Consider the following 14370-nt stretch of genomic DNA (forward strand, 5'->3'; position numbering starts at 1 on the left):
CGCGGATTTTAGTCAGTGGACAACATCGTTTGATGGTTGAATAAGACAGGAAACTTGGTATGTCAGACTCGCTTAGTGGTAGCCATGTGGCTGCCAGACCGTCACGTATCCTGTTTTTCCCGCTGGGGTGGGTGCTTGCCCATACAGTACGCTGTATCGAGATAGCCAAGGTGCTGCGCCAACGCGGGCACGAGGTGATTTTCGCAGGTGATGATCCTAACCATCCCAGCTCTCGCTTGAACCTTGTTCAGGAAGCTGGGTTTCCTCTGCTCTATGCTCGGGAGCCGAGTCTTCCTGATATATGGTCACGCTTTCAACGTCTTGGCTGGAAAGCCTCCTTTTGGGATATGGTGCACCTACGCTATTGGGCGCCTCTGACCAAGATTATTGAGTCCCAACTGCAGGCTATCGAACAGGTCAAACCTGATCTGGTGGTGGGTGATGCCACGGTAAGTGCCAGTACCGCTGCGTACATTGCTGGCGTCCCGTGTGCTGGCATCATGAATGGCTATGCCGCGAGACTGCTAACGCCGCCAACACCGACCTACTATGCTGCTAAAGGCTTAGATCGCTATTTGCTGTCTGGTATCCGACGGCGACTTTATCAGAAGTATCAGCGGCCAGACCGAAATGCCTTTGACATGCTCTATCGCATGCCAATGATTTCGCCTGATTTACCAGGGCTCTACAGCTTGCCTAAACGGTTTAGCGATTATCATATGGTAGGGCCGATCTGCCCAGATCTAACGGCCCCGTTACCTGAATGGTTTGATGAACTCCAAGATGGCACGCCCAATATTTATATCACCATGGGGTCGACCGGGTTGTTAGAGCACTTCCTGCGCAGCACGTATCCCACGTTGGGAGCGCTGCCTTACCGTTTTATGGTGACCACCGGTGGTCAGGTAAGCGAAGAGGTGATGGATGCTGCCCCGAGTAATTTCCGTTTTACGCGCTATGCGCCTGGCTCGCAGCTCTTGGCGCATGCCCGAGCAATGCTATATCACGGTGGCAATGGCAGTATGTATCAGTCTTTAGCGGCTGGTGTGCCAATGTTGGCGTTGCCCGCTCACTATGAGCAGCGTCTCAATGCCCAAATTGGCGTGCGCCAAAAATTCGGCTTGCAGATGTCAGCGCGTAGAATTAATCCCAATAAACTGGTGCGTCAGCTAGAGCGGCTCATGCATGAGCCCGTATTTCGTCAATCTGCCCAGCGCTTTTCAAGCGCCGTGCAGAAAGCAAACGGGGCAGCCAATGCTGCCGATATACTAGAGCGAGCTCTGGGGCGTAGATGAAATCAGAGCTATTGAGCGCCAGAACGACGTTTTCCCTGCCCGGCGATTCTCTGTTAGGCCACTGACGTTGCAGAATCTCTTGGAATAAGTGCTTGAATACTTTTACAAAAGGATAGCCTCATGCGGGACGATCTGCCTACAGATCCGCATAAATACTATGAAGATATGATGGCCATGGTGCTTGGCACGCTGTTTGTTGCCTTAGGAGTGGCATTTTATACCCACTCCGTATTGATCACTGGCAGCACCGCTGGGCTGGCATTACTGCTGAATTACGTGACTGGGTGGGGATTTGGCTTCTGGTTTTTCGCCATCAATTTACCCTTTTACTATTTGGCGATTAAGCGCATGGGATGGAGTTTTACGCTGCGTACGTTTGCGGCCATTGGCTTAGTGTCGTTGTTTTCTGAACTCACCCAAGGCTGGGTGCAGTTCGCCAATGTCCCGTCGCTGTACGCTGCGTTGATGGGGGGCGCTTTAATGGGCATAGGCTTGCTGATGTTGTTCCGGCATCGCACCAGCCTTGGAGGAATTAATATTCTGGCGCTCTATTTGCAAGAAAAGCACGGTCTACGGGCAGGCTATGTGCAGTTGGGTATCGATGGGCTAATTTTGCTGGTGGCGCTGACCCAGCTACCGCTGGATCGCGTGGGTTACTCCGTGTTGGGAGCGCTGACGCTGAATTTGATTATTGCCTTGAATCACAAACCAGGGCGGTATATTGGTGTTAGTTAAATAGAACTAATGACTTAGACCGCTAGAGATGGCTTATCAAGCAGGATAGGTAACCGTCGATGCGCCAAGCCGGCTGTTACTGTTAAGGTCGACGTCGTAACATTTAGTTAAAAAGTATGTCCCGCAAATAAGAGTCGGTTTCCAAACATATAAAGTAGGGCAGGGGACAATGCACCACGATAGTGTTTTATGCGAAACGGTAACAACCAACAGTGTTAATGGCCAACAGGGGCTTGCAGAGGCATTGAACCGGGCTAAGGGCTTGGCACCTCCGGTCAATGTAACGCCTGTCTCATCCAGTAAAGGCATCGTGCATCGGCTGCGTTTGGCGCAGCATAATTTGCTTTCGGTCTGGCGGGAGGAAGATTACTCAATTCGTACCTCGCGCATGGTGCTGATGAAGCAAGACTATGTTTTGTGTAATAGCCCCGATACGGTTCGTCGCGTTTTTCTTGAGCAGCACGACAACTATGATCGTAAAAGTCCGCAAATGCGCCGTGCGCTGGAGCCGTTGCTTGATGATGGGTTGTTTGTCAGCGATGGCGATTTGTGGCGCCAGCGCCGACGCCAGTGCGCGCCATCGCTAACCAACGCTCTGTTACCCGGTTTCTGTACCACTATGACCGCCTCGGCGGAGGAGACTGCTAAGCGGTGGAGCCAGCATCCCTCTGATACGCCTATTGATATGCTGACTGAGATGGCTCATTTAACAGCGCGTATCATTGGTCGAACGATTTTTGGGGATGACACCACCGACGAAGAAGCAGAGCAAGTGGTGGCTGGTTTTACCGAATATCAGCGTCATTCTGAGCATTTAGACATGGCCAATATGCTGGGATTGCCATTTTTAAGCTTGCTAGGTAATCCGCTGCGACGATCGCGTACGCGCTATTCAGCAAAGCAAGTGCATGAAATTATTGACCGTATTATTGATCGCCATGAGCACAGGCCAGGACAAGGGCAGCATAGCCTGATTGAGAGCTTTATGACGTCTATGAAAGATGGCGAAGATAGTGGCTGTCCGATGGGCCGAAAAGCGGTGCGTAATGAAGCGATTGTTATGTTTATGGCAGGCCATGAAACGACGGCTAATGCATTAGCGTGGTGCTGGTACCTGCTTGATTATGATCCTCAGGCGATGGCGCGCCTGCAGCATGAACTTGATGACGTGCTCGGTGGTAGAACACCCTGCTATGAAGATGTCGCTAAGCTGCCTTACACGATGGCGGTATTTGAGGAAGCCATGCGGCTATATCCGCCGGTACCCATGCTGAGCCGACAAGCGCGTGGGGAGGATAAGGTGCGCAATCGCGATGTGCGCGAAGGAACCGTGTTACTCGTATCCCCTTGGTTGCTGCATCGGCACCGTAAATTGTGGGAAGCGCCCGATCACTTTGTTCCAGAGCGCTTTCTTCCCGAAGCTCCACGTCCAGATAAATTTGCTTATCTGCCCTTTAGCGTGGGGCCACGTGTTTGTCTCGGCAAACGCTTTGGGCTTTATGAAGGCGTTCTCTGCTTGGCAACATTGGCACAGCATTTCACACCTAAACTAGTGACAGGCCACCAGGTGAGCATTGAGTGTCGACTGACATTACGCCCACAAGGCGGCCTGCCCATGATGCTACAGTCACGCTGAAATGACTTACTTAGGCGCTCAGCCAAAACCACCATACGATAGCGGCGATAAGACCGATTCCTGCCAGGTTGATCAATAGGCTCATAAGGCCTCCTGTTGGGCGGGTTTCCAAAGCCTTAAGCGGTTGGCGTTGCTCACCACGGTGATTGACGATAGTGACATGGCCGCACCGGCAATGATGGGTGACAGCAGCATGCCGGTGAAGGGGTAAAGCACGCCAGCAGCAATCGGGATGCACAGTACGTTATAGCCAAAGGCCCCGACTAGGTTCTGCTTGATGTTGGTGAGCGTTGCCCGGCTTAATTCGATAGCCGTAGCCACACCATGCAGCGAACCGCGCATCAAGGTAATTCCAGCGCTCTCCATCGCGATGTCGGTGCCCTGGCCGATGGCAAAGCCAACGTTGGCACGTGCCAGTGCGGGGGCATCATTAATGCCGTCTCCCACCATGCCAACGACCTCTCCTGCCTGCTGGCGACGCTTAATTTCCGCGTGTTTATCATCTGGCGTCATGCCTGCTTTAAACTCACTAATGCCTACTTCCCGTGCCACGGCGGCCGCAGTGTGTTGATTATCTCCGGTAAGCATGACGACGGTTAAGCCATCTTCTTGTAAGCGTTTCACTGCGGCGGCCGCGTCAGCACGTAACGGGTCACTGATGCCGAATAGGGCGGCTAGCTTGCCATTGGCTGCTAGGTATACCAATGAGCGTGCTTTCGCCTCTAGCTGGCGTACGCTCTCTTCGGCAGGGGTTAGGTCCACTCCAGCCTCTTCTAGTAGGCGAGCATTGCCCAGCAGCAGTGAGTCGCCTGCTTGGGTGCTACCTTTCACGCCGCCACCGGTGACGCTATCAAACGTATCCAGTGTTTCAGCGGGGGCATTATGCGCTTGCGCATAAGCTGTTAATGCATTGGCTAACGGATGTTCCGAACGACTTTCTAGTGCGGCTACCCAGGCGAGCACTTGCGAAGAGTCATTATGTAGCACAGTCGCATCGGTCACTTGAGGCTTGCCCTCAGTCAGCGTGCCGGTCTTGTCCACCACCAAGGTGGTGATTTGGCTGGCGGTCTGTAGCGCTTCACCGCTTCTTACCAGCACGCCGTGCTCGGCGGCTTTACCCACCCCAATCATGGTGGAAATGGGGGTTGCCAGCCCTAAGGCGCAGGGGCAGGCGATAATTAGTACCGTGGTGGCGGCCACCAGCATGTGGATCATCACGGGAGCGGGGCCGATGTTAAACCAGATCAGTGCGGTTAGTATGGCGATGATCATCACGCTGGGAACAAAAATCCCCGATACTTTATCGGCCAGTTCACCAATTGGCGGACGGGAGTTTTGTGCGCTGGCGACCTGTTCGGTGATACGGCCCAGGCGAGTGTCGCTGCCCACGCGAGTGGCGCGATAGACCAAGCTGCCATTGCCGTTAACAGTCCCCGCGCTGACGTCGTCATCCGCGTTTTTATGAACGGGCAGCGGTTCACCGGTCAGCATGGATTCATCGATATAGCTTTGACCATCGAGTACGCTGCCATCCACGGGCAGTCGTTCGCCGGGGCGTACGCGGATATGATCGCCTATCACTACGTCGTCAACAGGCAACTCCTGCTCTTGGCCGTTACGGATCACCCGTGCAGTTTTCTCCTGCAGGTCTAGCAGGCGCTTTAATGCACTGCTAGTGCGCCCACGGGCACGCAGCTCCATGGCGTTGCCGAGCAGGATAAGCCCCACCACCATGGCTGATGCTTCAAAGTAGATGCCTTGAGCGACCTCGGGCAGCCAAGGAGCAAACACCACAACCATCATTGAATACAGCCAAGCGGTACCGGTGCCCATGGCCACGAGCGTGTCCATATTGGCCTGGTGGAGCTTGAACTGCTTCCAAGCGTTGGTAAAAAAGTGCCGCCCTGGAAATGCCAGAATAGCCAGGGTGAGTAGGCCAATGACCAGCCAATAAAGACGCCCCATTCCCATAGGGTGCGGGTGGTAAACAAACATGCTCAGCATGAGCGGAATAGCCAGCGCCAAGGACAGCATGCTACCGCGCAGGCGCTGGCGATAGGTTGCGGCCTCTTGAGACTCACGAATGCGTTCGGCCTCGCGCATGTCGACAATGGGCTCGGCGTGGTAGCCTGCCGCCACCACCGCGTTAATCAGAGCCTCGCGCTCAACGTTGCCAGTTACTTGGGCGGTATGGGTGCCAAAGTTCACCGAGGCGTTGGTAACGCCTGGAGTGTTGGCCAACGCTTTTTCGACGCTATTCACACAGCCTGCGCAGGTCATGCCACTAATCAATAGTCGCTGCTGGGGCGCGCTGGTCAATGCCTCATGTTCAGCCGTCTGCATGTCATTGCCTTTATCGGCAGCTTGCGCCGTATCACTCTTCGCAGATGGGTGAGTCTCGCTGCTGGAGGCCCCCGGCGGATAGCCCGCCTCACTCAATGTGCTATCCAGCACATCGTTTGCTAACGTACTGGTAACTTCCAAGCGTTTTTCTGCGGGAAAGCCTTCTACGTAGGCGTTAGGATCAATCGCTTGAACCGCCTCGCGCATGCGCTTAACGCAGCCCTGGCAGGTCATACCCGGCACAGTACGACTCAGTGTTTGTGGCTGCATGATGCCTCCTCGGGAAAACTCTCAATTAAACGACATAGGCTATGACCGTCTGGTATGCCATTGGGCATGTGTTGCCAGCTCTCTAAAGCCTGTTCCATGCGCTGGGCGAGTGCTTCAAGTTCGGCAATGCGTGCGCGGATTTGTGGCAGTCGGTGGGCAAGTAGGTCACGCACCAATGGACATGGCGAGTCTCCTTGATCGGCGTGAGCCAGGATGTCGCGAATCTCAGCTACACTAAAGCCGAGCTTGCGTGCTCGTTGAATAAAGTGCAGTCGCTCTAAGTCAGTAGTTGAAAATAACTGGTAACCGTTCTCAGGGTGGCGTGTTGGTGCCAGCAACCCCTCACGGGTGTAATGACGAACCGTTTCTGCGGTCACGTTACCGCGTTTGGCAAGTTCGCCGACCTTCATCGTTCCAGGCTGCATAACGTCCTCGGCATGGAAGTTGGGATGTTTTTTTAGTGTAAAACCTATGGGTAACACACAGGTCAAGCGATATTGATGCCTTCAGTCGAAATGACTAAAACACTGATTTAAAACAACCGTTCGACTAATGTATAAGTCAAAACTGGAATAAAACGCTCGTTTGCCCTTGATCCCAAGCGGCCATTGGGCGAAAACTGAGGTGTTAGAACAAAGCAGGTGGATGGAAGTATCCATCGGATCATCGGGAAGAGAGGCCCACTATGCATAATAAATTTAAAAAGCTCACCTTGGCGGCCGCAGTCGCATCAGTCGCATCCGTTGCTTTTGTCGGTCAGGCGCAAGCAGGCGGTTATCAAATTAATGAGCAGAGCGTCAGCGGGCAGGGGTATGGCCATGCAGGGCGTAGCTCAAATGTGCATGATGCAACTATTGTGTACGGTAACCCGGCGGGTATGTCGTTTCTTGATCGCGCCCAAATTACAGTAGGTGGCACGTTCCTAAGCGTGAATAGCGACATTTCTAATGTCCGTGCCTCTCAGAGCAGCCCTGCTTTCTTGCAGGCGACAGGCGGCGCAACAGATACGCTACCCGTGACAGGCTCCAACGACGGCGATATGGTGCCAGGTACATTAGTTCCCTTCGCCTTTTATGCACACCCTGTTAACGAGCAACTAGCATTCGGTTTTGGCGTCTATGCGCCATTTGGTTCTAAAACCGAATACGAAAATGACTTTCAGGGGCGTAACCAGGGTAATTACACTGAAGTGAAAGTGATGACGGCTCAGCCGACGGTTTCTTATCGCTTCAACGAGCAGTGGTCTGTTGGTGCGGGTCTTACCTATAACCGCGTAGAGGGTGAACTGCGCCGTCAGGTGCCAGTGGCAACACCAATGGGTCTTTCTGAAGTGGATTCACGTGTCGAAGGTGATGATGAGGCCTGGGGTTATAACTTGGGTGTCATCTATCAGCCTGTCCCTGAAACTACCTTTGGTTTAACGTACCGTTCAAAAGTAGATTTCAATCTAGAAGGCAGCTTTGCGGCGAACTCACCTGTGTTGGATCAGCTAGGGATCGGCACAGTAACAGATACGGCAGCGTTGGATTTAACAACGCCTGAAACAGTCAATTTCTCGCTGACTCAGCAAATGAGCGACAAGCTGAAGTTGATGTTCGGTGTTTCCTGGGCGCGCTGGAGTCGCTTTGACCAGATTCTGGTTACCGGCACCGAGCGTGGTGTGATTACCAACGAGCAGCAGAACTACTCTAATGCGTGGGCGTTCTCTACCGGTGGTGAGTATCAGTTAACGCCAACGCTAGCACTGCGTGCTGGGGTGGCGCTTGACTTTACACCCACCCAAGATGCCACGCGCAGCGTGCGTATTCCCTCTGACGACCGCCGTATTTTCTCGATTGGTGCAGGCTGGAGCCCGACGCCAGACCTGACTTTGGACGTTGCCTACTCGTACCTGACCGAGCGCAGCACCCATGTTGATCAAAGCAAAACCGATAGCTTCACCGTGGCTGGGCAGCAAACGCCGCCGATTACCTCTAACTACTCGGCCGACTACAAAAACGAAGCCCATGGCTTCGGTGCTCAGCTTACCTATCGCTTCTGATCATAAGCTGACTGTTTGACTCGCTTTACCTATAAGCCCGGCGTAAGCCGGGTTTTTTTGCATGGCGATCGTTTTTCAGGGTGGGTGCGGTAAGCGTTGGCTTTCGTTACAATGCGTCTCAGAATTTCGCCGCTGGGGCGGCTAGCGTTGGCATTTTTAAGCCTAAGCGCTTAGCTGCCCCAGCGGCGCCTGTCTCTTTTGAACCGTGCGATACTGACCAAGGCTAGGCGATCCATGTTGGAAACTAACCCGATTCATAACCAGATCAAGGACCTGTCTGAGCGGACAGACGTTCTTAGGGGGTATCTTTGACTATGCCGAACGCAAAGATCGGCTAGAAGAAGTATCCCGCGAACTTGAAGACCCTAATGTCTGGAACGATCCAGACTATGCCCAGAAGCTGGGTAAAGAGCGCGCATCGCTTGAAGCGATTGTCGCCACCATCGATGAGCTTGATCAGGGCCTGGCTGACAGCCGCGACCTGCTTGAACTTGCTGAGATGGAAGAGGATGAAGGCACCGTTGATGAGGTGCGCAAAGAGCTCGATGGTCTACAAGTGGCACTGGAAAAGCTCGAGTTTCGTCGCATGTTTTCCGGTGAAATGGATGAGAACAACGCCTATCTGGATATCCAGTCGGGGTCGGGCGGTACCGAAGCTCAAGACTGGGCGAATATTCTGCTGCGTATGTACTTACGCTGGGCAGAGAGCCACGGTTTCAAAGCAGAAATTATCGAAATTTCTGCCGGCGAAGTAGCCGGCATTAAATCGGCGTCGCTGCACATTCAAGGTGACTATGCCTTCGGGTGGTTGCGCACCGAAACAGGTGTTCACCGTTTAGTGCGTAAAAGCCCGTTTGATTCAGGCGGCCGCCGTCATACGTCGTTTGCATCGGTATTTCTGTCGCCGGAAATTGACGACAGCTTTGAGGTTGAGATTAACCCCTCTGACCTACGAGTAGACACCTACCGCTCCAGTGGTGCAGGTGGTCAGCACGTTAACACCACCGACTCAGCGGTAAGGATTACCCACGAGCCGAGCGGTATTGTGGTGGCATGTCAGAATCAGCGTAGCCAGCACGCCAACCGTGACTTCGCCATGAAGCAGTTGAAGGCGAAGTTGTGGGAACACGAAATGCAAAAGCGCAATGCGGCCAAGCAGGAAGCGGAAGACTCTAAAGCCGATATCGGCTGGGGTAGCCAAATTCGCTCGTATGTACTGGACGATCAGCGCATTAAAGACCTGCGTACCGGCGTTCAGTCTAGCAACTGCGACAAAGTGCTCGACGGCGATTTAGATCAGTTTATCGTCGCCAGTCTAAAGCAGGGTTTGTAATTTTTTTAGCGTTTGAACATTGAACAGGGTGCCCGATGGCTAACCAAGACGCGTCTTCTCTCGATAACGAAAACCACCTAATCGCTGAGCGCCGTGCCAAGCTCGCGGCTCGCCGTGAGCGCGCCGCTGAGCAAGGTAAAAGCGCTTTCCCGAACGATTTTCGCCGTGACAGCCTCACGGTTGAGCTACACAACCTGCTAGGCGAAAAGGATAAAGCGGAGCTTGAAACGCTTGATCATCAAGCGTCGGTGGCTGGTCGCGTCATGCGTAAGCGTGGCCCGTTTATCGTGATTCAAGATGTGGCTGGCCAAATCCAGCTCTACGTAGATAAAAAGGGCTTGCCTGCTGACGTGCTTGAGGACATCAAAGGGTGGGATATCGGTGATATCGTCGCCGCCCGTGGTCCCGTGCATAAATCGGGTAAGGGCGACCTTTACGTGATGATGGTAGAAGCGCAGCTGTTGACCAAGAGCCTGCGTCCGCTGCCGGATAAGTTTCACGGCCTGACCGATCAGGAGGCGCGCTATCGCCAGCGCTACGTAGATCTGATCATGAACCCGCAGTCGCGTAAGGTATTTGAAACTCGCGCAGCGGTAATCAGCTCCATGCGTCGCTTCTTTGAAGCTCGCGGTTTTATGGAAGTTGAAACGCCGATGCTACAGCCGATTCCTGGCGGTGCGGCAGCACGGCCGTTTGTTACTCACCATAATGCGCTGGACATTGATATGTACCTGCGCATTGCACCAGAACTCTATCTCAAGCGTCTGGTGGTAGGTGGTTTCGAAAAGGTTTTTGAAATCAACCGTAATTTCCGTAACGAAGGGTTATCGACACGACATAACCCTGAGTTCACCATGGTTGAATTCTATTGGGCCTACGCGGATTATCGTGACCTGCTCGATATGACCGAAGCCATGCTGCGCACGGCGGCCCAAGAAGTGCTGGGCACTACGATGATCGAGTACCAAGGCGCTAGCTACGACTTTGGGAAACCGTTTCAGCGCCTAACACTGCGCCAAGCGATTCTTGATCATGGCGATGGCATCACCGATGCGGATTTGGATACGCTGGAAGCCGCACAAGCGGTTGCAGAAAAGCTGGGCATTAAAGTGAAGGAGAGCTGGGGACTGGGTAAAGTTCAGACCGAGATCTTCGAAGAGGTGGCCGAGCACAAGCTGGACCAGCCGACGTTTATTACTGAATACCCCGCAGAAGTTAGCCCGCTGGCGCGTCGTAACGATGCTAATCCTTTCGTTACCGACCGTTTTGAGTTCTTTGTCGGTGGCCGAGAAATTGCCAACGGTTTCTCGGAGCTTAATGACGCCGAAGATCAAGCTGAACGCTTCCGTGAACAAGCCGCCGAGAAAGATGCCGGTGACCTGGAGGCGATGTATTTTGACGCTGACTACGTGCGCGCGTTGGAGTATGGCTTACCGCCAACGGCGGGTGAGGGTATTGGTATTGACCGTTTAGTGATGCTGTTTACCGATAGCCCCTCTATTCGGGACGTACTGCTGTTCCCAGCGATGCGCCCCGAAGCTAGCGAGTAACGGCTTCTCGACATCTGAAAGACGCCTTTAGACAATGGCGTGCGGTACGAAGCAGCTGGAGTCCTTGGTGATTTTGCCAACGTCTTCACGAATACCAATGCCGCACGCCTTGTCACCGACTACCCAACTGCCGATCAGGGCATGCCGCTCACCAAAGCGCGGCAGTGGGTGGTAGGCCTGCAAAATACGCGGGTTGTCGGTATAGGGGCCATCAACGGCTTCGTACTGGCCACTCGTGGTCATCAGCTCAATATTGCTACCTTCCCGAGAGAAAAACGGTTTGCGCACCCAGCCAGGTGTCAGCGACGTGCCATCACTAGTGTCAAAATACGCCGGTAACAGGTTGGGGTGACCTTCATGCCATTGCCATAGCAACGGCAGGATGCCCTTATTGCTGAGAATGGCTTTCCACGGCGGCTCGAACCAGTGGGTCTGCATCATGGGCAGCAGCTCACCAAAAAGGTCATCACTCATCTCTTCCCAGGGATAGAGCTTAAACAGTGCGCGGATGGGCCGGTTTTCCAGATCAACAAAACAGCCGTGGTCGGTGTTGGGTTGATAGCCGATGTCTTCGATATGGATAAAGGGCGCATTCAGCCCCGCTTGTAAGGCACAGTCCTGCAGGTAAGCAACCGTGGCGCGATCCTCTTCATGGGCTTTGATGGAGGCGAAGTGCAGTGCCGGAGAGGCTGGTGGATCGCGCTCAAGGCGCTGCCCGATATGGGCGAGGGCAGCAATCATGCGTTCCTGGATCGAATTGAATTGGTCGGCGTGGGCAGGCAGTAGGCGCTGTTCGATCACCTGCTCAAGCCACAGCCACTGAAAGAAGCCCGCCTCGTAAATGCTGGTGGGGGTATCGTAGTTAAGCTCTAGCAGTTTGGCAGGTCCATTACCGCTATAGGCAAAATCCATACGCCCATAGAGGTGTGGCTGGCCATCGTGCCAGGAGGCACGAATAACGCCCCACATTTGTTCTGGAATATTTAACTGGTGAAGCAGGGCATCAGACTGGCAGACCCGATCAACGGCATCCATACACATCTCGTGCAGCGCCTCGGTGGGGTCCTCGATGTCGTGCTCGATCTGAGCCAGCGTAAACTGGTAATAGGCATCCTCGGTCCAGTAGGGCTCCCCTTCAATAGTATGGAAGTGAAACCCTAGCTGGTGCGCCAGTTCGCGCCATTGAGGGCGTTCAGTAATGGCAACGCGCAACATAAAACGGCTCCTTGCTGGCGCAGGTGAATGCGTCGAAAGATAGTAACCAAACGGTAGTTAGCTTAGGAGCCAAACCCACCCCGCGCGCTGGAGCGCGAACCGAACCCAGAACGTTGGGTTGCCCGTTGGTTGGACTGCATAACCGATGAGCGGAAGGCCTTGTTACGTTGATCCACCCGTGAAGAAGCCGAAGACGACGCAGCGTTCCAGTCGCCGCGATTCTGACGGGTACGGTAGACCGGCTCCTGATACAGGCTTTGTAACCGCGCGCCATTGCGGTTGGCCATCATATTGCCAACCATATAGCCCATCAGTGCGGGACCAAACCAACTGCCACCTTGCCCCTGTTGAGCTGACTGGGGAGGGGGCTCACAGGCACCTTCGCCATGTACCTGCTCGCAAGCTTCTAAGGAGTCAAAGCGCGGAACCGCTTCAACGGCTGCCGTAAACGCTGCTTCACAGGCAGTGCGCGTGTAAATCTCGTCTGCTACGCACTCGTCGACGTTCTGGTAGGCCTTAGGCTCGGAGAAATTAATATCCGATAGCGTGTCCTGCGGCGGAGATGACTGACCACAGCCGGCTAACGCGGCTGTACCGGCCGCGCCCATCAAGGCCAGGGTTAGCCGCGAGCTGCGCTTGCGGCGCGGTGGCTGGTTAGATGATTGCATGAAAGTCTCCCCTTACCAGATCATAGACGCTGCGTTGAGCAGGCCAACCGCAATAGCGATAGTTGCCGCGAAAATGCCGTATGCCACGTGGCCATCGGTAATATGTCCGGAAAGGCTCTGGCCTTTGCTTTTCAACACCAGCTTGATGGCAAAGAAGGTAACGATCTGCACGATAAAAGCGATGATGCCCCAGGCGATAAAATCAATGAAGCTCACGCTGTTCGCCATAGCACTGTAGAGCGGTATGGTAAAACCTAGGGTAGCGCCGCCAAAGGCGGTTGCCGCAGCGGCGTTGCCTTCCTGGATCAGCTTCCATTCATGATGCGGGGTAATCTTACTGTACGCGACCATGAACGCTACCAGCAGAATGGCGGCGGTGATTAAGTAGGCGAAAAATGCTGGCAGGCCTGCCAAGTACATGCCGATATTGCCCATTATCGTTTCCTTTTTTAGTCGTCAAGCGTGAGTGGTGAATCGTTCGTGGTGAGCATAGGCTGGGAGTAACGACCAGCGAGCCTTACAAGTGGTCATCAATGCGCTTCAATAATCACTGCGCTGATATCGATGCCCAAGCTGGTGACTAATTGATAACTGCCTTCCAGTTCATCGGCTTCGGCACTGAGTAGAATATATTCAAAGCGCTCTGAGGCCTGATCTTGGCGCTCATAGAGCATGCAGTGGTGCGTGACTTGGGAAATTCCGCTGCCATTGGCGCGAGTCACTGTTTCCTCAAGCACTACCGGGGCTGACCATGCACTGTTTTTAGCGCCCCATACGCGTTGAAAGCGTTTAAGGTCGTCTGGAGTGTCGTCGCCTGCTTCCAGCGTGAAGTTGCTCTGGCCGAGTGGGTGAGCGGGTGCCTGACTATCCGGCTGATTGATCAGACCATCAAATTCAAGGTTAGAAACATGTTGTGACGACAGAAAGTCGAACAGCTTGTATTCGAACACTTTGCCATTAGCAATGGAGGCTTGAATCCAAGTGTCATTTTCCAGATAAAAGCGCGCGAGCTGTTCACCCTGGCCGAGTTCGACGACGCCAATCGCGGCTATTTCCTGTGCTGCGCCACTCCAGCTGGCATCAAAATTGAGGCTGTCGAACGCTTTTAGCGACAGCATATTGAGCGACACCATACCGCCAAGCCGAAGACCGTTGAAGTCGTCTGGGGTCATGCCGACGGGGAGACCGCTAGAGCGTTGGGCGGTGTCGCTGGCATGTTTTTGCTGCACGCTTTTACTGTTGGCTCGAAACAGCGATTTAAGTGAACCAAGCATGGTGATGAAT

General features: G+C 53.8%; 12 protein-coding genes. 6 read left to right on the forward strand and 6 right to left on the reverse strand.

Annotation, left to right across the window (positions count from 1 at the left end; all coding sequences use genetic code 11):
* The first annotated feature begins 59 nt into the window (after positions 1-59).
* The 3 genes from IR195_RS02550 to IR195_RS02560 all read left to right on the forward strand — a co-directional run bounded on the left by IR195_RS02550 (position 60) and on the right by IR195_RS02560 (position 3666).
* Complete coding sequence (locus tag IR195_RS02550; RefSeq protein ID WP_206048677.1) at positions 60-1295, forward strand: glycosyltransferase; 1236 nt, start codon at positions 60-62, stop codon at positions 1293-1295.
* 120 nt (positions 1296-1415) lie between these two features.
* A complete protein-coding gene (locus IR195_RS02555; protein ID WP_146944112.1) occupies positions 1416-2030 on the forward strand; it encodes a YitT family protein in 615 nt (204 codons plus the stop codon).
* 169 nt (positions 2031-2199) lie between these two features.
* Complete coding sequence (locus tag IR195_RS02560) at positions 2200-3666, forward strand: cytochrome P450 (protein WP_206048678.1); 1467 nt, start codon at positions 2200-2202, stop codon at positions 3664-3666.
* Positions 3667-3747: 81 nt separating this feature from the next.
* Here IR195_RS02560 and IR195_RS02565 read toward each other — a convergent pair whose 3' ends face one another.
* Together IR195_RS02565 and IR195_RS02570 are read right to left on the reverse strand one after the other, a co-directional pair.
* The gene (locus IR195_RS02565; protein WP_206048679.1) at positions 3748-6279 is read right to left on the reverse strand and encodes a heavy metal translocating P-type ATPase; all 2532 of its coding nucleotides are present in this window, start codon (positions 6277-6279) and stop codon (positions 3748-3750) included.
* Positions 6261-6689 carry a MerR family transcriptional regulator gene (locus IR195_RS02570; RefSeq protein WP_206049736.1) on the reverse strand — a complete coding sequence of 143 codons (429 nt, stop codon included), beginning with the start codon at positions 6687-6689 and terminating at the stop codon, positions 6261-6263. Before IR195_RS02570 ends, IR195_RS02565 begins: the two co-directional genes overlap by 19 nt.
* A 275-nt stretch (positions 6690-6964) precedes the next feature.
* On the opposite strand from IR195_RS02570, the gene IR195_RS02575 reads away from it, so the two are divergent.
* The 3 genes from IR195_RS02575 (at position 6965) to lysS (ending at position 11203) form a co-directional block, all read left to right on the forward strand.
* Positions 6965-8320: an OmpP1/FadL family transporter gene (locus tag IR195_RS02575; RefSeq protein ID WP_146944117.1), complete on the forward strand. Its 1356-nt coding sequence runs from the start codon at positions 6965-6967 to the stop codon at positions 8318-8320.
* 234 nt (positions 8321-8554) lie between these two features.
* Positions 8555-9653, forward strand: a protein-coding gene (gene prfB, locus IR195_RS02580; RefSeq protein WP_125745374.1) for a peptide chain release factor 2 whose coding sequence is annotated in 2 segments (ribosomal slippage) — positions 8555-8629 and positions 8631-9653 — 1098 coding nt in all. Because the reading frame shifts where the segments join, the coding sequence is not laid out codon by codon here.
* Between the two features lie 35 nt (positions 9654-9688).
* Positions 9689-11203: a lysine--tRNA ligase gene (gene lysS / locus IR195_RS02585; RefSeq protein WP_206048680.1), complete on the forward strand. Its 1515-nt coding sequence runs from the start codon at positions 9689-9691 to the stop codon at positions 11201-11203.
* A 27-nt stretch (positions 11204-11230) separates the two neighbouring features.
* On the opposite strand, the gene IR195_RS02590 is transcribed toward lysS, so the two are convergent.
* The 4 genes from IR195_RS02590 to IR195_RS02605 all read right to left on the reverse strand — a co-directional run bounded on the left by IR195_RS02590 (position 11231) and on the right by IR195_RS02605 (position 14360).
* On the reverse strand, positions 11231-12418 hold the full coding sequence (locus tag IR195_RS02590; protein WP_206048681.1) for a glutathionylspermidine synthase family protein: 1188 nt from the start codon (positions 12416-12418) through the stop codon (positions 11231-11233).
* Positions 12419-12480: 62 nt separating this feature from the next.
* On the reverse strand, positions 12481-13086 hold the full coding sequence (locus IR195_RS02595; protein WP_206048682.1) for a DUF1190 domain-containing protein: 606 nt from the start codon (positions 13084-13086) through the stop codon (positions 12481-12483).
* A 12-nt stretch (positions 13087-13098) separates the two neighbouring features.
* Positions 13099-13521 (reverse strand): DUF350 domain-containing protein, encoded by a 423-nt coding sequence (locus tag IR195_RS02600; RefSeq protein WP_009724104.1) that lies wholly within the window; start codon positions 13519-13521, stop codon positions 13099-13101.
* A gap of 95 nt (positions 13522-13616) precedes the next feature.
* Positions 13617-14360 carry a DUF2491 family protein gene (locus IR195_RS02605; protein WP_206048683.1) on the reverse strand — a complete coding sequence of 248 codons (744 nt, stop codon included), beginning with the start codon at positions 14358-14360 and terminating at the stop codon, positions 13617-13619.
* Positions 14361-14370: the final 10 nt, after the last annotated feature.

This window comes from Vreelandella venusta (assembly GCF_015689495.1).
Taxonomy (GTDB): domain Bacteria; phylum Pseudomonadota; class Gammaproteobacteria; order Pseudomonadales; family Halomonadaceae; genus Vreelandella; species Vreelandella venusta.